Source organism: Salinivibrio sp. ML323, from assembly GCF_001995745.1.
Classification (GTDB): domain Bacteria; phylum Pseudomonadota; class Gammaproteobacteria; order Enterobacterales; family Vibrionaceae; genus Salinivibrio; species Salinivibrio kushneri.
On record NZ_MUES01000006.1, the window covers coordinates 86,135 to 104,840 of the forward strand.

The following is an 18,706-nucleotide window of genomic DNA, read 5'->3' on the forward strand; positions in this document are numbered from 1 at the left end:
AGGCGGGCGTTTTCACTCGTGCCTAGCGCGCATCAACACGGCTAAACATGGTTCCGGCTGCCGGGCATTAGTCTTGCCAATCGAGGATCACCTTGCCTGATTGGCCTGAGCACATCACATCAAAGCCTTGTTGAAAGTCATCCACGCTGTAGTGATGGGTGATGATCGGGGTTAAATCCAACCCTGATTGGATGAGCGACGCCATCTTGTACCAGGTTTCGAACATCTCACGGCCATAGATGCCTTTGATCACCAAGCCTTTAAAAATCACCTGGTTCCAATCAATCCCCATATCACTGGGTGGGATCCCAAGAAGCGCAATATTGCCACCATGGTTCATGGCTGCCAGCATGCTATTAAACGCTGCGGGCACGCCGGACATTTCGAGGCCAACATCAAAGCCTTCACTCATCCCCAGCTCTTCCATCACCGATTCCAGCGAGGTATTGGCGACGTTGACCGCGCGGGTCACGCCCATTTTTCGGGCAAGCTCGAGGCGATATTCGTTCACATCGGTGATCACCACATGACGCGCCCCTACATGGCGCGCCACCGCAGCGGCCATGATGCCAATCGGGCCCGCGCCAGTGATTAATACGTCTTCACCGACCAAATCAAACGAGAGCGCGGTATGGACGGCGTTGCCAAATGGGTCAAAAATCGAGGCTAAGTCATCCGAAATCTCATCGGGGATTTTGAACGCATTATACGCAGGGATCACCAAGTACTCGGCAAACGCACCTTCACGGTTGACGCCCACACCAACCGTGTTGCGGCACAGGTGAGTACGACCGCCACGACAGTTACGGCAATGCCCACAGGTGATATGGCCCTCACCCGATACGCGATCCCCCAATGAGAAACCGCGTACCTCCTGGCCAATGCCGACCACTTCACCGACATATTCATGGCCGACCACCATAGGAACAGGGATGGTGTTTTGTGACCACTCGTCCCACTTATAAATATGCACATCGGTGCCACAGATGGCCGTTTTACGAATTTTGATCAGCAGATCGTTATGCCCCAGCTCAGGAAGCTCGGCCTCCGTCATCCAAATGCCGGGCTCCGCCTTGAGTTTGGCCAAGGCTTTCATGGTTGTTTGTGTCATGACATTACCCAATCAATTTCATCTCTTTGCCCACTTTGATGAAGGCATCAATGGCACGGTCCAGTTGCTCACGTGTATGCGCGGCTGACATCTGGGTGCGAATACGTGCTTGCCCTTTGGGCACCACTGGGTAGGAGAAGCCCACCACATAGACGCCCTCTTCCATCATCCGCTCGGCAAAATCACTGGCCACTTTGGCATCACCGAGCATCACGGGAATAATGGCATGATCAGCGCCCGCCAAGGTAAAGCCCGCTTCCGTCATGCGTGCACGGAAGTGTTGGCTGTTATCCCAAAGCTGCTCACGCAAGTGATCACTTTCGGCCAGCATATCCAGTACGCGAATAGAGGCAGATACAATCGCGGGGGCCAGCGAGTTGGAGAAAAGGTAAGGGCGCGAACGTTGACGCAACCAATCAATCACCTCTTTTTTGCCTGAGGTGTAGCCTCCTGAAGCACCGCCCATGGCTTTGCCCAAGGTACCGGTGATGATGTCGACACGATCCATCACTTGATGGTATTCGTGGGTGCCTCGACCGTTCTGACCCATAAAGCCGACCGCATGGGAGTCATCCACCATCACCAACGCGCCATATTGCTCCGCCAGATCGCACACAGCCGGCAAGTTCGCCACCACGCCGTCCATCGAGAAGACACCATCCGTGACAATCAAGATATTGGCCACACCCGCCGCTTTCGCCGCTTTTAACTGGGCTTCCAACTCATCCATATCATTATTGGCATAACGGAAACGCTTGGCTTTACACAAGCGCACGCCATCAATAATTGACGCATGGTTAAGCGCATCAGAAATAATGGCATCGTCTGGGCCGAGAATGGTCTCGAACAATCCCGCATTGGCATCAAAGCATGAGGAATACAGGATGGTATCTTCCATCCCGAGAAAGTCAGATAACTTGGCTTCCAGCGTTTTGTGAGCATCTTGCGTGCCACAAATAAATCGCACCGACGCCATACCAAAGCCGTGCTCATCCATCCCCGCTTTGGCAGCCTCAACCAAAGCAGGATGATTGGCTAACCCTAGGTAGTTATTGGCGCAAAAGTTCAGTACCTGCTGTTCATGATTGACGGCGACACTGGCCGCTTGTGGTGAGGTAATAAGGCGTTCACTTTTGTACAAGCCATCAGCTTTTACTTGCTCAAGCTGATGACGCATTTGCTGATAGAAGGCAGCCGTCATCGCAATCTCCATGCTGGTGATGATTACTTTGGGAAGGCCGCCGCACACATTGTGTACGACGAATGAATGCTTGCTATCATGGCACGTTCGCGTGTTTTGTGCCAACAAGGGGCGCTAGACAGTGATTCATATCGTGTAATCACTGGCAAGCTGGACGAATATCGCGCAATGCGATCACCGCCTAGAGAGATAGCTCAGTTCAATGTATCCAGTGAGCGTGAGTCTTGGCGAACTAACTGCTGCTCGTAGTGGTCTATTAACGCAGTGATGGCCATTTGTCCCTGTGCCGATGTCAGCGGGTGAAGCAATGCCAACATCTGCAAAATACCTTTGTAGATCACCCCTGCATGAATTTGCGTTTGGGGAGCTTGTGCACTTTGATAAAAAATCCAGCTCGACGCCACTTGCTTAAGCGTTTCTCCCACCGCAGACAAAGCGCTGTCGTTGAGGCTCAGCCAACCGGCTTGCCGATAGTGGAGCAAGATGGTCATCAAGTTGGTTTGCAGCTGTTGCTGCGCTCCCAGGTATTTTTGCTGCAGTGCATCGTCTCGGCGCAAAATGTCCGGCAAATTGGCGTAAAAAAATCGATAACGCCACATCAAGCTAAAGGTCGCGTCGAGATAGTGCTGCAATAAAGCTTGGGTATCGTCACGAGGCTGACTAGGATCAAAGGCAAGGGCAAGATCTTGCGCGTATTGGTCGAATATACTGTGTATAATCGCTTCTTTATTACGGAAGTGGTAGTAAAGGTTGCCCGGGCTTATCCCGAGATCTGCCGCGATATGGTTGGTGGTGATATTCGGCTCACCATGTTGATTGAATAAAGCCAGTGCAGCATGGATAATTCGGTCTCGGGTTTTCATGTATGGTTCAGTCCTCTGCCCGGTTGATGAGCAACCATACTATCACAGTCAACAGTAATGGCGACGGGGTCTGTCGTCAGATAAAGATGAATTAGGTAACGATATGATTTTTGTGACTGGTGGTGCTGGCATGATTGGCAGCAACTTAGTAAAAGCACTGAACGAGCAAGGCTACCGTGACATCGTGGTCGTCGATAACCTCAAAGACGGCACCAAATTCGTTAACCTGGTTGACCTCGACATTGCAGATTATATGGATAAGGAAGATTTCCTTACCCAAATCATGGCCGGTGAAAATTTCGGCCCGATCGAAGCCATTTTCCACCAAGGTGCCTGCTCGGCCACCACAGAGTGGGATGGCAAATACATGATGCTCAACAACTACGAGTACTCCAAAGAGCTGTTGCATTATTGTATTGATCGCGATATCCCCTTTCTTTATGCCTCGTCAGCGGCTACTTATGGCGGACGTGACAGTGACTTTATTGAAGCGCCAGAGTATGAAGGCGCGCTGAATGTGTACGGGTATTCCAAACAGCAATTCGACAACTATGTCCGTCGCGTGCAAGAAGATGCTAAGGCCCATGGCGAGGCACTGCCACCGATTACGGGCTTCCGCTACTTTAATGTGTATGGTCCGCGCGAGCAGCACAAAGGCAGCATGGCGTCAGTGGCTTATCACCTCAATCAACAAATTCTAAAAGGTGAAAACCCTAAACTTTTTGAGGGTAGTGATACGTTCAAGCGTGACTTTGTCTATGTCGGTGATGTCTGCGCAATGAACATTTGGTTCTGGCAACAACAGATCAGCGGTATTTACAACTGCGGTACCGGTCGTGCCGAGCCCTTTAGCGCCGTTGCCAACGCGGTGATTGACTTCCACGGTCAAGGAGAGATAGAGGAAATTCCCTTTCCCGACCACCTAAAAGGTCGCTACCAAGCCTACACACAAGCCGATCTGACCAAGGTACGTGAAGCGGGATACACGGCATCCTTTAAGACAGTGGCAGAAGGTGTCGCCGCTTACCTAGCCGAAATCAATCGCTAATATAATGATGTTTACGCCAAGCCGTGACGCTTGGCGTATGAGAAAATCGAATAATGACAAAACAGCGACCCGATTACGATCCAAATGCCTATAACCCCGAATTTTCGCGTGCCTTCCTCGCACCGAAATATTGGGGCACCTGGCTGATGTTATTGGCTGCCTTGCCAATCTGTTTGTTGGTGCCTGCGCGAGCAAAGTATCGCTTTGCCCAATGGGTGGCACGCAAACTGGTGAAAAAGAAAAAAGGCACGATTTTGAATGCATGGCTCAACCTTGAAGCCTGCTTTCCCGAGAAATCCGCGCAAGCGCGTGAGACCGTATTAATCGACACCTTGACCACCGCCGGGGCTTTTTTGCTGAGCTTTCCGCTGATCACCTTGCGCAGTCGCCAGTGGTTTCAGGACCACTGTGATGTGATTGGCATGGAACATATTACTCGGCACACTGATAACGACGAAGCGGTGATCCTCTTTGTGCCGCATACTTGGGCCATTGATGCCGCCGCGATTTTATTTGCCTCTCAAGGGCTCCCCGTGGCGGCATTCTCAAAACGGCAAAAAAATCAGCTGCTGGACTGGCTCATGCACCGTCAACGCGTGCAATATGGCGGCAATTGTTATGAGCGCGAAGCAGGGATTAAGCCCTTTATCCGCGCAGTTAAACGCGGCTTTTTGGGCTACTACTTGCCCGACGAAGATATGCGCGATGAGAGCAGCGAGTTTGTGCCGTTTTTTGCTACCACCAAAGCGACCTTGCCCAGCCTCGGGAAATTAAGCAAAGTCACCCGCTCGCATATCGTGCCTGTGCTATCTGGCTTTGATGCCAAAACCGGCCGGTTTGTCATTACCATCCATCCAGCATTTAGCGAGTTTCCAACCGGTGATAGCAAAACGGACGCCCACATGATGAACCAACACATCGAAACCATGCTCGAGGGTCAATACGACCAATACATGTGGATCCTAAAACTGCTCCGCACACGCGAAGACGGCCGTAATATCTACCAAGAGGCAAAAAGGAAACGGGCATCATGACACGAGTACTCGTCATTGGCCCGTCTTGGGTCGGCGATATGGTGATGTCGCAATCACTGTATAAAGCCATCAAACAACAACACCCTGACGCCACCATTGACGTGATGGCGCCTGGATGGTGCGCCCCTATTTTGGCGCGTATGCCAGAAGTTAATCGCAGTATCGACATGCCACTGGGTCATGGAGAATTTGCACTCGGTAAGCGCTACCAATTAGGTAAACGCTTAGCAAAACATGGCTATGACCATGCCTATGTATTGCCTAATTCCGCCAAATCGGCGCTGATCCCTTGGTTTGCTGGGATCCCAACACGTACCGGTTGGAAAGGTGAAATGCGTTATGGTTTGCTCAACGACCTGCGTCCCAATAAAAAAGCGTTTCAATATATGGTTGAGCGCTATGTTGCCCTGGCACACCCACGCGCCACGATGCAAAGTTCGGTCTCACTCGGTGGCCTTGAAGGCCTACCAAAACCTGAATTAACCATTGATCCTGACGCACAAGCGGCTGTGATCACTAAGCTGGGCTTAAACCAAGATAGACCCATAGTGGGTCTTTGCCCGGGTGCCGAGTTCGGCCCAGCCAAAAAGTGGCCTGAGCAACACTATGCCGAGGTCGCTCGCCAGATGCATGCTAAGGGGTTTCAAGTTTGGCTGTTTGGCTCAGCCAAAGATATCGACACCTGTGAAAAAATTGCCGCCCTTGCCAACAACGCACCGAATATTCATGTGTTAGCGGGTAAAACCAATTTAATTGAGGCTGTTGATCTATTAGGCGCTTGCCAAACCGTCGTCAGTAATGACTCCGGCTTGATGCACATCGCCGCGGCGGTCAACTGCCAGGTCATTGCCATTTATGGCTCAACGTCCCCCGATTACACGCCGCCTTTAACCAGTAAGGTCGACATTGTGCATACAGATATTGAATGTCGCCCTTGCTTTCAACGCGAATGTCCACTTGGGCATTTGAAGTGTTTAAAGGATTTGGACCCTAGCCGCGTTATTTCTTTAATAAAAATGGATAAAGCGTCATGAGTGAAGGGAATACAACCGTTGCCGTTGCACTTATCGTTAAAAACGAGGCACATAACATTGATCTATGTTTGCAGTCTGTATGCAATTGGGTGGATGAAATCGTTGTACTGGACGCGGGAAGTTCAGATAACACAACTGAAATAGCTAAACAGTATACGGATAAAGTCTACGTAGCTTCAGACTGGCGTGGGTTTGGAAAACAACGCCAGCGCGCTCAATCACCGCAACATGTGATCTGGTCCATGTCCACGAAGGCCGAGCGATTTATTGGGCATTGCTCCAGCGCTTATTACACAATGTGCCTTATATCGTGACACGCCGCATTAATAATCCTTTAAAGAAAAAGTGGTTATCTCAACTTGCATACGCGAAGCGAGTGCCCTGGTCGGTTTGAGTTCGGAGATCATCCATCAACTAGAAAAACGTTACCCTGATGCCAAGTTAGTCAAAATTCCTAGCTCTCCTGTCACCTACCCTGTATCGCAAGATAAGGTTGAGAAAATCAAAGCGCAATTTCATGGGAAGTTCTTAGTGATTCATGCCGCCAATATGTATGCGCATAAAGGCTTTGATGTCACGATAGAAGCGGCACGGTTACTTGGTAACACATCGCCCAACATCCAGTTTTGTTTGCTTGGTGATGGTAAAGAGCGTGAAGCGTTAGCGCTTCAAGCGAAAGGACTCAGCAACGTTCACTTTGCTGGTAAACAAACGAATATGGGCGATTGGTTCGCAGCGGCCGATTTACTCGTCCACCCTTCCTATTCAGAAGGCTTAGGCTCGGTCATTTTAGAAGCAATGGCAGCCGGGCTCCCTGTTGTTGCAACGCGTGCTGGCGGGATCCCTGATATCATCACACATAGTGTATCTGGACGGCTTATCGAAGTGGGAGACGCTGATCAACTAGCGAGCTCTATCAAAGATATAGCCAATGATACGACTCTTAGAAACCGCCTTATTGTCGGTGGTCTCGAACAAGCTAAAGCCTGTGATATCAATCAAACCGTCCTAACCTATCAATCTCTATACCAAACGATAAAAGACGGATCCTAGATTGTATGACGAGTGTCTGATAAGTATTAGACCCTGGAGCTCGATTGGAGAGTATGCCACTATTTATCGCACCCAAACGTCCATAGGAGTTTCCCTGTGCGCTGGTTATACACATTATTACTCACGCTTGCTGCCCCTTTTTTGCTTGTCGGGCTTTATCGTAAACGGCCCGGTAAGCCGGCGGTGGGGGAGCGCTGGCAAGAGCACTTTGGTCGCACACCCAACATTGAGGGGGCGCCGATTTGGTTGCATGCGGTTTCCGTGGGGGAGGTCCTCGCCGCCAAGCCGGTGATTAGCGCGCTGCAACAAGCTTATCCCGATGTTCCTATCCTCATCACCACCACCACAGCCACTGGGGCCGAGCAGGCAATGCGCATCAAAGGTGTGAACCATCGCTATATGCCGGTTGATTTTCCGTTTGCGATTCGTGGTTTTTTACGTGCAGTCTCTCCAAGGCTATGCGTGATCATGGAGACCGAGCTTTGGCCCAATACTTTGCATCATGTCGGTCGTGCCGGTGTTCCCATTACGATCATTAATGCGAGGCTTTCTGAAAAGGCATGTAACCATTATCAAAAAATTGCGCCGCTCTTTCGTGCCATGAGTCAGCATATCGATCTCATACTGTGTCAGCATACCACTGATAAAGCACGTTTTGCCGCACTGGGGGTCCCCGCAGAAAAACTAAGCGCAGTTGGGTCGGTGAAGTTTGATATCAAGGCGATAAATCCTGATTTAGGCGCTGCGCTTCGTGACGCTCGCGGTGAACGCCCTTGCTGGATAGCGGCCAGCACCCATTCAGGCGAAGATGCCATCATGTTAGCCGCCCACCGTATTTTGCTACGTGATTATCCGGATGCTTTATTGATTATGGTCCCTCGCCACCCTGAGCGCTTTGATGATGTCTCGCAACAAGTCGCGGCTCAGGGCCTCAGTATACAAAGACAGACTCAGGGCGAGACGCTTACCACGAGCACGCAAGTGTACCTTGGCGATACCATGGGTGAGATGATGATGTATCTCGCCAGTGCAGATGTGGTTGTCATGGCAGGGAGTTTTTTAGGCGCCAAAGTTGGCGGTCATAATCTGTTAGAGCCCGCAGCGCTCAGCAAACCCTTATTAAGCGGACCCAGTTACTATAACTTCCAAGTCATTGGTGATGCTTTAATAGACGCAGGCGCACTGCAAGTATGTAACGATAGCCAAGATCTCGCGGCAAAGATTGGCGCTTTTTTTAATGCACCGCCACTGGCAGCGCAAGCAGGAAAAGCCGGTTTGGCGGTGGTCGAAGAAAACCGTGGCGCCGTTGAGCGAACCTTACAAGCACTCACCCCTTGGCTTCGACACTCGCACTGAGTGGCGACTACTTTCGAATATGGTTGTAACCTTTTAAGACCGCAGCCCAATCCTCGGGCTGCCAGCGGATTTGGCGCTTCTCTTTTTCTTTTTTAAAAGAGCGATGCAAGCGTGCTAAGTTGTCTTCTTTCCATTGCTCACCTTCACGCTGTTGGCACTTATCAAAATCAATCAGCCACAGTTTGCCTTTTCTATCACGAAGGATATTATGGATATTCAGATCAGAATGGCACACGCCGGCATCATGTAAACGACGCACCAAGCGGCCAATGGCGTGATAATCGTGAGCTAGCAAGCTGTTTTCGCTTAATATCGCCACTAAGTCACGGGCTCCTGGGACTTTTTCTACCAAGATATCGGCACGATAGGTACGGCCTGTCTTTACCGCACGAGCAGCGACGGGGCGCGGTACAGGGAGCTTTTTCTCGCGCAAATAAGCCAATAAGCGCAACTCCGCACCGCAGCGCGTTTCCTCCCAGCCCGTAAACCAGTATTGGTCTTTCACCAATTTGCCGAAAAGGCCGCCGCGATAATAATGCCGCAGTGCCATCTCCATTTTCGGGCCACGGACAAAAAAGGTTATCCCTCGCCCTTTGACCGAGCCGGTGACGGCAGCCTGTTGGTGCCAAAAATGAATATCAAAATACTGGCGCGGCTCCCCGACCACCAAGGTAGGATCGTACCAGATGCACTCATTTTCTTGCTGATGAATTATCATTTCTAGCGCCACGCTTTATCTCGCTGCTTGGTAGCCATGGTTATCTGTTTGGATACGGGGTCAAGGTCATATATCATAACCGTCAGCGTACAACACAGCAAACTCATCCTATCGGACATTTCAGGTAAATAAGGTACTGATAAATGAATATCTTGGTCTTAAGCTCATACAATGACGCTTGGAATAGTGTACGGCCAGAAGCAGAAATATTTATAGCCCTCGCAAAAGCGGGTCATAACGTCACTATTTTAACGCAAGAAGATGCCGCCTATGTTCAACGATTCAAGGCCAATGGCATTACGGTTATCGACCATTATCCAAAGAGGAAGATTTGCTTAAAAACGATCAAATATCTCAGAGCATTATTTGCTAAGCAGCCAATCGATATCGTCTATGCCATGAACTCAAGAACGATTGCAAATGCTGCGTTCGCGTGTATCGGATTTGATAGTATTAAACTTGTGACCTACCGTGGGACAGTAGGTGGTGTATATCGCCTTGACCCTTCCGCATATCTGACGCATTTACATCCAAGAGTCGATGGTATCGCTTGTGTGTCCAACGCGGTGGAAAAAGATTTAAAAACCAGAGTGTGGCGTATCAAAGATAAAGTGACCACTGTCTATAAAGGGCATGATATTGCTTGGTACCAAACGAAGCCTGCCTGTCGTGAACGTTTACATATTCCCGAAGATGCTTTTTGCGTCATCTGCATCGCGAATACTAGGCCTAGTAAAGGGGTCGCTTACCTACTCGAAAGTGCCAAGCAACTCAGAGGGCTAAACCGTCTTCATCTCTTACTGGTTGGTCGCAATATGGATACCGAGGCACATAAGCAATTAGCCAATGACAGTGGCATGGTAGAGCGGATTCATTTTCTTGGCTATCGTGATGATGTGCCTGCACTCATCGCGGCCAGCAATGTACAGGTTCAACCTTCTATTTCTGGGGAAGGGCTACCAAAAACTTTTGTAGAAGCCATGGCAATGGCTATTCCATCCATTGTTACCACCACCGGTGGCGCGAAGGAGTTTATTGATGAGGCTCAGAGCGGCTTTGTGGTGCCGACTCGAGATTCCTATGCCATCAGTGAAAAAATTAAGTTTCTCTACAAACGTCCAGAACAATGCCAAACCATGGGTAACCTAGCACAAGCTAAAATGATTAAGGACTTATCTTCTCAGAAAAGTGCGTCTGACCTACTCTCATTTTTCCAATATCTTATGCAGGCTAGCTCATGAAGGCGATTGATTATATTCTATCTTTACCCAAGAGTTTGATTTTTAATTTATCCTACTTTGGTATTAAAGGATTAAAGCTACCCGTAATTATATCGCATCGCACCTACTTAAAAAAAATGTCCGGCACGGTTATCATCAGCAATACAATAAAAACGGGTGGMATACGCATTGGGTTTGGTGATGTACCTGCTTTTGATAAAAAGAGAAGTAGAAGTATCTTTTTTAATGAGGGAACGATCGTTTTTTCTGGACGCGCGAAAGTGGGTCACGGCGGAAAGTTAGTCGTATGCAAAGGGGGAAGGTTAAATTTAGGAAACAGGTTTAATCTGTCGGCGGAAAGTTTAATATACTGTACTAAATCAATAACTTTCGGCGATTACAATTTAATATCTTGGGGAGTACAAGTTATAGATAGTGATCTTCACGACATCTATTCAAAAGGTAATATTGGCTTACCAATAAACCCACCAAAAGCAATTAAAACTGAAAATTCCGTGTGGTTATGTGCTCGAAGTAACATTTTAAAAGGCAGCTATATCCCAAGCCACTCTATTATCGCATCTAATGCTAATGTATGTGGTGTACTAGATTCCACTCATAGTATATATGGTGGAAATCCTGCGAAGTTAATTAAGCAAGGGATAGCATGGGATAGCGCGGCGCGGGATTATAAGTATGACAGCTAAATTTCCGGACCTAATAAAAAGGGAGACAGCTTTGACACAAAAACAACATACCCGCGTGATTTACCCGGGCACATTTGATCCGATCACCAACGGTCACTTGGATCTGATTGAGCGCGCGGCACGAATGTTTGACGATGTGATTGTGGGCATTGCCGCCAGTCCAAGCAAACAACCGCTTTTTGATCTGAATGAACGCGTCGCCCTGACGCAAACGGTCACCGCGCACTTATCCAATGTCTCTGTGGTTGGCTTTTCAGGGTTGTTGGTCAATTTTGCCAAGCAGTACCAGGCCAACATTCTAGTGCGCGGTTTGCGGGCGGTCTCCGACTTTGAGTATGAATTTCAACTCGCCAATATGAACCGCCGGCTGATGCCGGCACTGGAAAGCGTCTTTCTGACTCCGTCAGAGGAGCATTCGTTTATTTCCTCGACGTTGGTCAAAGAAGTGGCGTTACACGACGGTGATACCAGTGAGTTTGTCGCGCCTAGCGTACTGACCGCCTTGCAAGAAAAGCTGCAAGACAAGCGTTCATAAAGGCTGGCATTGCGGGCAAAACACGGTTGCTCGCTGGCCGATGACTATGCGCTCAAGGGTCGTGTCACAGGTTGGGCACGGCTCACCCGACTTACCGTAAACACGTAGCGCTTGAGCGAAATAACCGGCCTTCCCGTCTACCTGGGTAAAGTCTTTCAGCGTGGTGCCGCCTTGCGTGATCGCCGCGGCCAACACCGTTTTTATCTCATCCACCAGCGCCGTCGCTTCTGTTTGCGTCAGGCTACCGGCAGGGCGTTTAGGGTGGATACCAGCACAAAACAGCGATTCGTTGGCGTAAATATTCCCCACACCTACCACAACGGCGTTGTCCATAATAAAGCTTTTCATCGCCATTTTTTTGCCTGCCGCCTTGGCCAGCAAATAATCTGAATTGAACGCATCGGTGAGTGGTTCAGGGCCGAGTTTTCCCAACACGGGATGCGGCAAATCTCCCTCCTGCCACAACCAGGCGCCAAAGCGGCGCGGATCGTGGTAACGAATTAAGCGACCATTGCTGAGTGTCACATCAACATGATCATGCTTTTCCGGTGCCAGTGACGTGGGAAGCACCCGCAAACTGCCTGACATCCCCAAATGCACAATCGCCGTACCGACATCCGTCTCCAATAAAAGATACTTGGCGCGACGCGTGACGCGACGTATCACCTGGCCTTTTAACTGTTGTAACGTTTCGGGAATGGGCCAGCGTAGCTTGGGCTGACGAATGGTAATCTCGGTGACCGTTTGCCCTTCGACATACGGCATGATACCTAAACGGCTTACTTCTACTTCAGGTAACTCGGGCATAACACAGCTCTTAATATTTACGACTTTGATAGCGGGAAAAGATACCGACTATCCACTGACACGGCTAACCATTGGCCGTGTTCGTTTTGCATCAACCAAAACTGGGGTTGTTGATAATAGGTAATGCGAATGGGCTCTTGGTCGGGGCTGCGGGTAAGCTCCAACGTACGGGGAGAGGTTAATTGGGGTCGCAACGACTGCAAGGTGGTGTCATCGATTTGTGTCCCAGTCAGCCCCAGCCAGCGCTGAGCAAGCTCTGTCGGGCTAATCACTAAGGGTTTATCCGATTGCCAGGCCTCTAACGTACGCGTCAGGGTTAAATGGGAAAACCGCAACGACAGCACATCACTGCGCGATTCAACCAGCGCTATCACTCCCTCAGGCGTCGCCCGTGCTTGGCGTTGATGGCGCAAATAATCTGGCAGCAACATTAAGCCAAAAAAAACCACCACTGAGAGAATCAGGATGTTATTCCATGTCTGCCGCTTTAGCTTCATGTCGGTTCACCTGAGGACGTTACGCGTGTCTTTCGCAGTATAACCGTAAATGTGACCAGATTTTAGTTATAAAAAAACCCAGCCGAAGCTGGGTCTTTCTCAAAGCGTCAATCAAATTACTTGATTTTGGCTTCTTTATACATAACGTGCTTGCGAACTACAGGATCAAATTTTTTGATCTCGAATTTGCTAGGCATGTTACGTTTGTTCTTGTCTGTGGTGTAGAAGTGACCAGTACCTGCAGAGGATACTAGACGAATCTTCTCACGAACGCCGTTTTTAGCCATTCTCTAATTCCTCTTATACGTTCTCACCGCGGGCACGCATTTCTGTCAGTACAGAACTAATGCCTTTTTTGTCGATGATGCGCATACCTTTAGTGGATAGGCGCAGTTTAACGAAGCGTTTTTCGCCTTCTACCCAGAAACGATGAGTTTGCAGGTTCGGCAGAAAACGACGCTTGGTGGCGTTCTTAGCGTGAGAGCGGTTGTTACCAACTACAGGACGCTTGCCAGTTACTTGGCATACTCGTGACATGAAAGTCTCTCCAAAATCGTTTCGGCTCGATATCAACCTTGTCCGCCAGTCCTGCATCGTTAAGGTCAGGTCGAAGGTCAAGGCTATCAAAGGTGGCGCATTATACTAACTGAATTCACATTGCTCAAGTCCCGAGCAGATCCTTTTATGCGCTTTTTGATCGTTTTTTTCGCCAATGGCGATCCTTAAGGGGATAACAACCAACCTCGTTCGGCGAACGATACCACATCTCCGTCCCCAATCACTAGGTGATCAAGCACGCGAACATCCACTAATGACAAGGCATTGGCAATTCTATCGGTAATATGTCGGTCTGCCTGGCTCGGCTCTGCCACACCGGATGGGTGGTTATGGGCCAAAATCAGTGCTGCGGCATGCAACTCAAGCGCGCGACGGACAATTTCTCGTGGATAAACGCTCGCCGCATTGTGCGTGCCTTCAAAAAGTTGCTCATCGGCTATCACGCGATGCTGATTATCAAGAAACAAAACGTAAAACGCCTCGCGAGGCCGGTCGCGCAGTAAGGTCGAGAGATAACGGCGAGTATGGTCCGGGCTGGTCAGCGCGTCGGTTTTGCTCAAGGTTTCTTTTAAATAACGTCGACTCAACTCCAGTACCGCCTGCAGCTGGGCATATTTGGCGCTACCCAGTCCTTTTCGCTGACAAAACGCCCCTTGGTCCGCGCCCATCAGCGCCCGGAGCGAGCCAAAATCCTGCAACAGATGGTCGGCCAGCGCCACCGCACTCATCCCTGTGACGCCCGTGCGTAGAAAAATCGCTAATAACTCGGCATCCGAGAGGCTCTCCGCTCCCCGTGCTAACAAGCGTTCTCTGGGGCGACAATCTTGCGGCAAGGTTTTTAGGCTCATGGTGATTCCTCTTCAACGTTGCCGCCAGTTAAAGTAAGCGCCTTTCACGCCGCAACGACTTTTCCGTGTAACTGCGGCGAGTTCGCGATTTTATCATGAGCCACCGTTAACGCTTTCAGCCGTGCGCTAGCCATATCACATCCAACGCGCATCACACCCCATGCGGATTCATGCGCTCAAACAAGCTTTTTGCGCTAAGGATTATGGTATGGTTTTGTCATTCATGTTCCAACACACAGAGCATTATGGCCAATAGTTCACAGCAGCCAGCCCAGACGCTGGCCGGTAAACGTATTCTGCTTGGCATGGGCGGCGGAATTGCCGCGTATAAGTGTGCCGATCTCACCCGCCGCCTCATCGAGCGTGGCGCTACCGTCAAGGTGGTGATGACTCATGCTGCAAAAGAGTTTATTACCCCATTGACCCTGCAAGCCGTTTCTGGCCATCCGGTATCGGATAGCTTACTCGACCCCGCGGCTGAGGCCTCTATGGGGCACATAGAATTGGCTAAATGGGCGGATCTCGTGCTGATTGCCCCCGCAACCGCCGATTTAATTGCTCGGATCCACGCTGGCATGGGCAATGATTTGCTCACTACCGTGTGCTTGGCCACCGATGCCCCTCTGGCGATTGCGCCGGCGATGAACCAGCAAATGTATCGCGCCCACGCCACCCAGGCGAACTTGAGTGGGCTACGTACACGCGGCTGCCTGATATGGGGCCCCGACAGTGGCGCGCAAGCCTGCGGCGATGTGGGCCTTGGGCGCATGCTCGAGCCGCTGGCCTTAGTAGCTGAATGCGAACGTTGGGCCGGCCCTAAACCGCTTTCAGGCAAGCGCGTGATGATTACCGCCGGCCCTACCCGCGAAGCGCTAGACCCAGTCCGATATCTGTCTAACCACAGTTCAGGGAAAATGGGCTATGCCCTCGCCGAGGCGGCAGCCCGTTTAGGGGCCGATATCACCTTAGTCTCTGGCCCAGTCGCATTGCCAGTGCCGACAGGTGTCACGCGTATTGATGTCACCAGCGCCCAACAAATGCATGATGCGGTGCATGCGAGCATCACCGACCAAGATATTTTTATCGGCTGTGCCGCGGTCGCGGACTACCGTCCACAACACATCGCCGAACAGAAAATGAAAAAGCAAGTGGATAAAGACGCGATGACGGTCACCATGGTAAAAAACCCCGATATTATTGCTTCGGTTGCGGGCTTAACGTCACATCGTCCATTTACGATCGGCTTTGCCGCCGAAACCCAAGATGTCGCGGCCTACGCGCGTGACAAGCTGGCGCGCAAAAAGCTTGATATGATTTGTGCGAACGATGTGTCCCAGTCCGACCAAGGCTTTAACAGCGATCGAAATGCCTTACACCTGTTCTGGCCTGGGGGAGACAAGGCCCTACCTGTCGCGGAAAAGCGTACATTAGCCGACGAAGTGATGACGCACATACATGCACGCTATTTACAGCAAACCATCCAGGATGAGCACTGACGCGGGTGAGAGGGCAACCTACTTATCGCCAAAATACAAGTTCAAAAGCGTGCGCAATGGCCACGCTTTTTGCTTTTAATACAGAGACCTCGTCGCTAAGATAGGGGAAAAATCCACACATGGCGGCACCTCTCCATGATGCCTCCTTTACCGGTCGCCAGTGTGACAGATAAAAAGACAAAGGAATCGCATCCATGGCAGCCCCAAAAAAAAGTAATCGCCGCGAAGAGATCCTTCAAGCGCTCGCGCAAATGCTGGAATCCAACCAAGGCAGCCAACGCATCACCACGGCCAAACTCGCCGAGCAAGTCGGGGTGTCTGAGGCGGCACTCTACCGCCACTTCCCCAGTAAAGCGCGGATGTTTGAGGGGCTCATCGAATTTATTGAAGATTCACTGTTGTCCCGCATCAACCTGATCATTGAGGAAGAAAAGGACACCTTGGTGCGCCTCAAACTGATTTTGCAATTGCTGCTGGCCTTTGGTGAGCGCAACCCGGGGCTCACGCGCATCATGACAGGTCATGCCTTGATGTTTGAGCAAGATAGATTACAAGCGCGGATCAACCAGCTGTTTGAACGCGTCGAGGCGCAGCTAAAGCAAGTACTGCGCGAGCGTCGTTTACGCGAAGGAAAAGGGTTCCCATTGGATGAAGCGATACTCGCCAGCCAATTGATTAGCCAAGTGGAAGGCGGCTTTTGTCGCTACGTGCGCTCATCATTTAAGCAGCTACCGACTGCCAATTTCGAGCAATATTGGCAGCTGCTCACCAACCAACTACAGTAAATGGCGCAGTGCAACTGGCGTAGTGCAACGAGCGCAGTGCAGCTGGCGTACTCAAGCCAGCCAGCAGCACACGTGTAACTTAAATCCCGTAGCTCGCCTGGTACGCTTTCACCGCCGCTAGCTGAGCCGGATCGGCTTGGCTTTGCTCTAAGTAAGTGACCAAATCCGCTAAGCTAATGATAGACACCACCTGACAATCGAAGTCACGCTCTACTTCTTGGATCGCCGACAGCTCGCCTTGGCCACGCTCTTGGCGGTCAATTGCCACCAAGACACCGGCCAGCTGCGCCCCTTGCGCTTGAATCAGTGTCATTGACTCGCGAATGGCAGTACCGGCGGTGATCACATCATCCACCAACATCACACGGCCACTCAGCGCGCTGCCGACCAAGTTGCCGCCCTCACCATGGTCTTTGGCCTCTTTGCGGTTAAAACAATAAGGCGTATCCACATCATGATGCGCAGCAAGTGCCACCGCCGTGGTGGTCGCAATCGGGATCCCTTTGTACGCCGGGCCAAACAACACATCGTAATCAATCCCTGCATCCATCAACGCGGCCGCATAAAATTCACCCAGCTTTGCCAAATCGCGCCCGGTGTTAAACAAGCCGGCATTAAAAAAGTACGGACTCTTCCGCCCTGATTTAAGGGTAAACTCGCCAAACTTTAATACCTCACGCTCTAAGGCAACTCAATAAACTGGCGCTGATAGGCTTTCATTCGTTCCTCTCTTGGTTGTCTTGGTGACACGCCACATGTCACCCGGGGTCGGATAGATAAAAAAATAGCCCCCGATGCGGGAGCTACTTAATCTGTTAGGCNGTGTTAAACAAGCCGGCATTACAAAAGTACGGACTCTTCCGCCCTGATTTAAGGGTAAACTCGCCAAACTTTAATACCTACGCTCTAAGGCAAACTCAATAAACTGGCGCTGATAGGCTTTCATTCGTTCCTCTCTTGGTTGTCTTGGTGACACGCCACATGTCACCCGGGGTCGGATAGATAAAAAAATAGCCCCCGATGCGGGAGCTACTTAATCTGTTAGGCGTCGGCGAGTGCCGATTTTTGCGCGACGACAATGTCATCAATGCCCTTACTGGCCAGTGCCAGCATGGCATTGAGCTCATCGGGGGTAAACGGCTCGGCTTCGGCAGTGCCCTGCACCTCAATCATACGGCCATCTTCGAGCATCACCACGTTCATGTCGGTATCTGCGGCCGAGTCTTCCACGTATTCAAGGTCGCAAATCGGCGTTTGTTGATAAATACCCACTGACACAGCAGCCACATGGCCACGCATCGGGTTGGCCGCAAGCTTGCCATCGCGTACCAGCGCGTTAAGTGCGTCCGCCAGTGCCACGCTCGCCCCCGAAATGGACGCCGTGCGCGTGCCGCCATCTGCTTGAATCACGTCACAGTCAACCGTAATGGTACGCTCACCCAGTGCTTTTAAATCGACCGCGGCGCGCAAGCTGCGCCCAATCAAACGTTGAATTTCGACGGTACGGCCACCTTGTTTACCGCTTGACGCTTCACGACGGTTACGGGTGTGGGTTGCACGTGGCAACATGCCATACTCGGCAGTCACCCAACCTTGGCCCTTGCCTTTCAAAAAGCGTGGCACGCCCTCCTCGATCGTGGCATTACAGATCACCTTGGTATCACCAAAGCACACCAACACAGAGCCTTCTGCGTGGGCCGTAAAACCGCGGGTAAAGCTAACGGGACGAATTTGGTCGAGTGCTCTTCCACTTGGGCGCATGCAAGTTACCTTATTGACTGACAGAATGTGGGCGCGATTATACGTGTTTCTCCGCCCGCTTGCGATCCCTGTCC

20 protein-coding genes and 3 pseudogenes are annotated in these 18,706 nt (G+C 50.8%); 11 read left to right on the forward strand and 12 right to left on the reverse strand.

Annotated elements, in window-relative coordinates; all coding sequences use genetic code 11:
• Positions 1 to 67: 67 nt before the first annotated feature.
• The 3 genes from tdh to BZG13_RS06215 all read right to left on the reverse strand — a co-directional run bounded on the left by tdh (position 68) and on the right by BZG13_RS06215 (position 3,175).
• A complete protein-coding gene (tdh, locus tag BZG13_RS06205; protein WP_108743522.1) occupies positions 68 to 1,096 on the reverse strand; it encodes an L-threonine 3-dehydrogenase in 1,029 nt (342 codons plus the stop codon).
• 19 nt (positions 1,097 to 1,115) lie between these two features.
• The gene (locus BZG13_RS06210) at positions 1,116 to 2,312 is read right to left on the reverse strand and encodes a glycine C-acetyltransferase (protein WP_077485855.1); all 1,197 of its coding nucleotides are present in this window, start codon (positions 2,310 to 2,312) and stop codon (positions 1,116 to 1,118) included.
• Positions 2,313 to 2,506: 194 nt separating this feature from the next.
• A complete protein-coding gene (locus BZG13_RS06215) occupies positions 2,507 to 3,175 on the reverse strand; it encodes a TetR/AcrR family transcriptional regulator (protein ID WP_077485857.1) in 669 nt (222 codons plus the stop codon).
• Positions 3,176 to 3,278: 103 nt separating this feature from the next.
• Here BZG13_RS06215 and rfaD point away from each other — a divergent pair, with 103 nt between their 5' ends.
• The 6 genes and pseudogenes from rfaD (at position 3,279) to waaA (ending at position 8,700) form a co-directional block, all read left to right on the forward strand.
• Positions 3,279 to 4,223, forward strand: a complete 945-nt coding sequence (rfaD, locus tag BZG13_RS06220) for an ADP-glyceromanno-heptose 6-epimerase (protein WP_077485858.1) — start codon at positions 3,279 to 3,281, stop codon at positions 4,221 to 4,223.
• Between the two features lie 53 nt (positions 4,224 to 4,276).
• Positions 4,277 to 5,257 carry a lauroyl-Kdo(2)-lipid IV(A) myristoyltransferase gene (lpxM, locus tag BZG13_RS06225; protein ID WP_077485860.1) on the forward strand — a complete coding sequence of 327 codons (981 nt, stop codon included), beginning with the start codon at positions 4,277 to 4,279 and terminating at the stop codon, positions 5,255 to 5,257.
• A complete protein-coding gene (waaF, locus tag BZG13_RS06230) occupies positions 5,254 to 6,291 on the forward strand; it encodes a lipopolysaccharide heptosyltransferase II (protein ID WP_077485862.1) in 1,038 nt (345 codons plus the stop codon). Before lpxM ends, waaF begins: the two co-directional genes overlap by 4 nt.
• A pseudogene (locus BZG13_RS06235) lies at positions 6,288 to 6,530 on the forward strand (glycosyltransferase); the annotation flags it as partial. The gene waaF and the pseudogene BZG13_RS06235, both read left to right, overlap by 4 nt.
• A 151-nt stretch (positions 6,531 to 6,681) precedes the next feature.
• Positions 6,682 to 7,344, forward strand: a complete 663-nt coding sequence (locus BZG13_RS06240; protein WP_241824782.1) for a glycosyltransferase family 4 protein — start codon at positions 6,682 to 6,684, stop codon at positions 7,342 to 7,344.
• A gap of 96 nt (positions 7,345 to 7,440) precedes the next feature.
• Positions 7,441 to 8,700: a lipid IV(A) 3-deoxy-D-manno-octulosonic acid transferase gene (waaA, locus tag BZG13_RS06245; protein ID WP_077485864.1), complete on the forward strand. Its 1,260-nt coding sequence runs from the start codon at positions 7,441 to 7,443 to the stop codon at positions 8,698 to 8,700.
• 7 nt (positions 8,701 to 8,707) lie between these two features.
• Here the strand turns inward: waaA and BZG13_RS06250 are convergent, their stop codons facing one another.
• Positions 8,708 to 9,418, reverse strand: coding sequence for a 3-deoxy-D-manno-octulosonic acid kinase (locus tag BZG13_RS06250; RefSeq protein WP_077486032.1), 711 nt, complete (start codon positions 9,416 to 9,418; stop codon positions 8,708 to 8,710).
• Positions 9,419 to 9,561: 143 nt separating this feature from the next.
• Between BZG13_RS06250 and BZG13_RS06255 the strand changes: the two genes are divergently transcribed.
• Genes BZG13_RS06255 through coaD form a run of 3 tightly spaced genes read left to right on the forward strand, consistent with a single transcriptional unit; the run spans position 9,562 to position 11,880 of the window.
• Positions 9,562 to 10,659, forward strand: a complete 1,098-nt coding sequence (locus tag BZG13_RS06255) for a glycosyltransferase family 4 protein (RefSeq protein WP_077485866.1) — start codon at positions 9,562 to 9,564, stop codon at positions 10,657 to 10,659.
• Complete coding sequence (locus BZG13_RS06260; protein ID WP_077485868.1) at positions 10,656 to 11,345, forward strand: acyltransferase; 690 nt, start codon at positions 10,656 to 10,658, stop codon at positions 11,343 to 11,345. The genes BZG13_RS06255 and BZG13_RS06260 overlap by 4 nt, the downstream gene beginning before the upstream one ends.
• A 31-nt stretch (positions 11,346 to 11,376) precedes the next feature.
• The gene (coaD, locus tag BZG13_RS06265) at positions 11,377 to 11,880 is read left to right on the forward strand and encodes a pantetheine-phosphate adenylyltransferase (protein ID WP_241824620.1); all 504 of its coding nucleotides are present in this window, start codon (positions 11,377 to 11,379) and stop codon (positions 11,878 to 11,880) included.
• Here coaD and mutM read toward each other — a convergent pair.
• The 5 genes from mutM to radC all read right to left on the reverse strand — a co-directional run bounded on the left by mutM (position 11,875) and on the right by radC (position 14,590).
• A complete protein-coding gene (mutM, locus tag BZG13_RS06270; protein WP_069361920.1) occupies positions 11,875 to 12,687 on the reverse strand; it encodes a bifunctional DNA-formamidopyrimidine glycosylase/DNA-(apurinic or apyrimidinic site) lyase in 813 nt (270 codons plus the stop codon). The genes coaD and mutM overlap by 6 nt on opposite strands.
• 17 nt (positions 12,688 to 12,704) lie before the next feature.
• Positions 12,705 to 13,184, reverse strand: a complete 480-nt coding sequence (locus BZG13_RS06275) for a hypothetical protein (protein WP_077485872.1) — start codon at positions 13,182 to 13,184, stop codon at positions 12,705 to 12,707.
• A gap of 116 nt (positions 13,185 to 13,300) precedes the next feature.
• On the reverse strand, positions 13,301 to 13,471 hold the full coding sequence (gene rpmG, locus BZG13_RS06280; protein WP_046074696.1) for a 50S ribosomal protein L33: 171 nt from the start codon (positions 13,469 to 13,471) through the stop codon (positions 13,301 to 13,303).
• A gap of 13 nt (positions 13,472 to 13,484) precedes the next feature.
• On the reverse strand, positions 13,485 to 13,721 hold the full coding sequence (gene rpmB / locus BZG13_RS06285; protein ID WP_069361922.1) for a 50S ribosomal protein L28: 237 nt from the start codon (positions 13,719 to 13,721) through the stop codon (positions 13,485 to 13,487).
• Positions 13,722 to 13,906: 185 nt separating this feature from the next.
• Complete coding sequence (radC, locus tag BZG13_RS06290) at positions 13,907 to 14,590, reverse strand: RadC family protein (RefSeq protein WP_046074694.1); 684 nt, start codon at positions 14,588 to 14,590, stop codon at positions 13,907 to 13,909.
• 245 nt (positions 14,591 to 14,835) lie between these two features.
• Between radC and coaBC the strand changes: the two genes are divergently transcribed.
• The gene (gene coaBC, locus BZG13_RS06295; RefSeq protein WP_077485874.1) at positions 14,836 to 16,086 is read left to right on the forward strand and encodes a bifunctional phosphopantothenoylcysteine decarboxylase/phosphopantothenate--cysteine ligase CoaBC; all 1,251 of its coding nucleotides are present in this window, start codon (positions 14,836 to 14,838) and stop codon (positions 16,084 to 16,086) included.
• Positions 16,087 to 16,280: 194 nt separating this feature from the next.
• Entirely contained in the window at positions 16,281 to 16,871 is a 591-nt protein-coding gene (gene slmA, locus BZG13_RS06300; protein ID WP_077485876.1) for a nucleoid occlusion factor SlmA, read from the forward strand.
• 79 nt (positions 16,872 to 16,950) lie between these two features.
• Here slmA and pyrE (BZG13_RS06305) read toward each other — a convergent pair.
• The 3 genes and pseudogenes from pyrE (BZG13_RS06305) to rph all read right to left on the reverse strand — a co-directional run bounded on the left by pyrE (BZG13_RS06305) (position 16,951) and on the right by rph (position 18,632).
• Positions 16,951 to 17,591 (reverse strand): annotated as a pseudogene (gene pyrE / locus BZG13_RS06305) (orotate phosphoribosyltransferase).
• A 104-nt stretch (positions 17,592 to 17,695) separates the two neighbouring features.
• Positions 17,696 to 17,817, reverse strand: a pseudogene (pyrE, locus tag BZG13_RS15175) (orotate phosphoribosyltransferase); the annotation flags it as partial.
• A 95-nt stretch (positions 17,818 to 17,912) separates the two neighbouring features.
• Positions 17,913 to 18,632: a ribonuclease PH gene (gene rph / locus BZG13_RS06310; protein WP_046074690.1), complete on the reverse strand. Its 720-nt coding sequence runs from the start codon at positions 18,630 to 18,632 to the stop codon at positions 17,913 to 17,915.
• Positions 18,633 to 18,706: the final 74 nt, after the last annotated feature.

Coding starts and splice junctions, on each gene's coding strand:
- tdh (WP_108743522.1), bottom strand. CDS start 1,096: ATGAAAGCCTTGGCCAAACTCAAGGCGGAGCCCGGCATTTGGATGACG.
- BZG13_RS06210 (WP_077485855.1), bottom strand. CDS start 2,312: ATGACGGCTGCCTTCTATCAGCAAATGCGTCATCAGCTTGAGCAAGTA.
- BZG13_RS06215 (WP_077485857.1), bottom strand. CDS start 3,175: ATGAAAACCCGAGACCGAATTATCCATGCTGCACTGGCTTTATTCAAT.
- rfaD (WP_077485858.1), top strand. CDS start 3,279: ATGATTTTTGTGACTGGTGGTGCTGGCATGATTGGCAGCAACTTAGTA.
- lpxM (WP_077485860.1), top strand. CDS start 4,277: ATGACAAAACAGCGACCCGATTACGATCCAAATGCCTATAACCCCGAA.
- waaF (WP_077485862.1), top strand. CDS start 5,254: ATGACACGAGTACTCGTCATTGGCCCGTCTTGGGTCGGCGATATGGTG.
- BZG13_RS06250 (WP_077486032.1), bottom strand. CDS start 9,418: ATGATAATTCATCAGCAAGAAAATGAGTGCATCTGGTACGATCCTACC.
- BZG13_RS06255 (WP_077485866.1), top strand. CDS start 9,562: ATGAATATCTTGGTCTTAAGCTCATACAATGACGCTTGGAATAGTGTA.
- mutM (WP_069361920.1), bottom strand. CDS start 12,687: ATGCCCGAGTTACCTGAAGTAGAAGTAAGCCGTTTAGGTATCATGCCG.
- BZG13_RS06275 (WP_077485872.1), bottom strand. CDS start 13,184: ATGAAGCTAAAGCGGCAGACATGGAATAACATCCTGATTCTCTCAGTG.
- rpmG (WP_046074696.1), bottom strand. CDS start 13,471: ATGGCTAAAAACGGCGTTCGTGAGAAGATTCGTCTAGTATCCTCTGCA.
- rpmB (WP_069361922.1), bottom strand. CDS start 13,721: ATGTCACGAGTATGCCAAGTAACTGGCAAGCGTCCTGTAGTTGGTAAC.
- radC (WP_046074694.1), bottom strand. CDS start 14,590: ATGAGCCTAAAAACCTTGCCGCAAGATTGTCGCCCCAGAGAACGCTTG.
- coaBC (WP_077485874.1), top strand. CDS start 14,836: ATGGCCAATAGTTCACAGCAGCCAGCCCAGACGCTGGCCGGTAAACGT.
- slmA (WP_077485876.1), top strand. CDS start 16,281: ATGGCAGCCCCAAAAAAAAGTAATCGCCGCGAAGAGATCCTTCAAGCG.
- rph (WP_046074690.1), bottom strand. CDS start 18,632: ATGCGCCCAAGTGGAAGAGCACTCGACCAAATTCGTCCCGTTAGCTTT.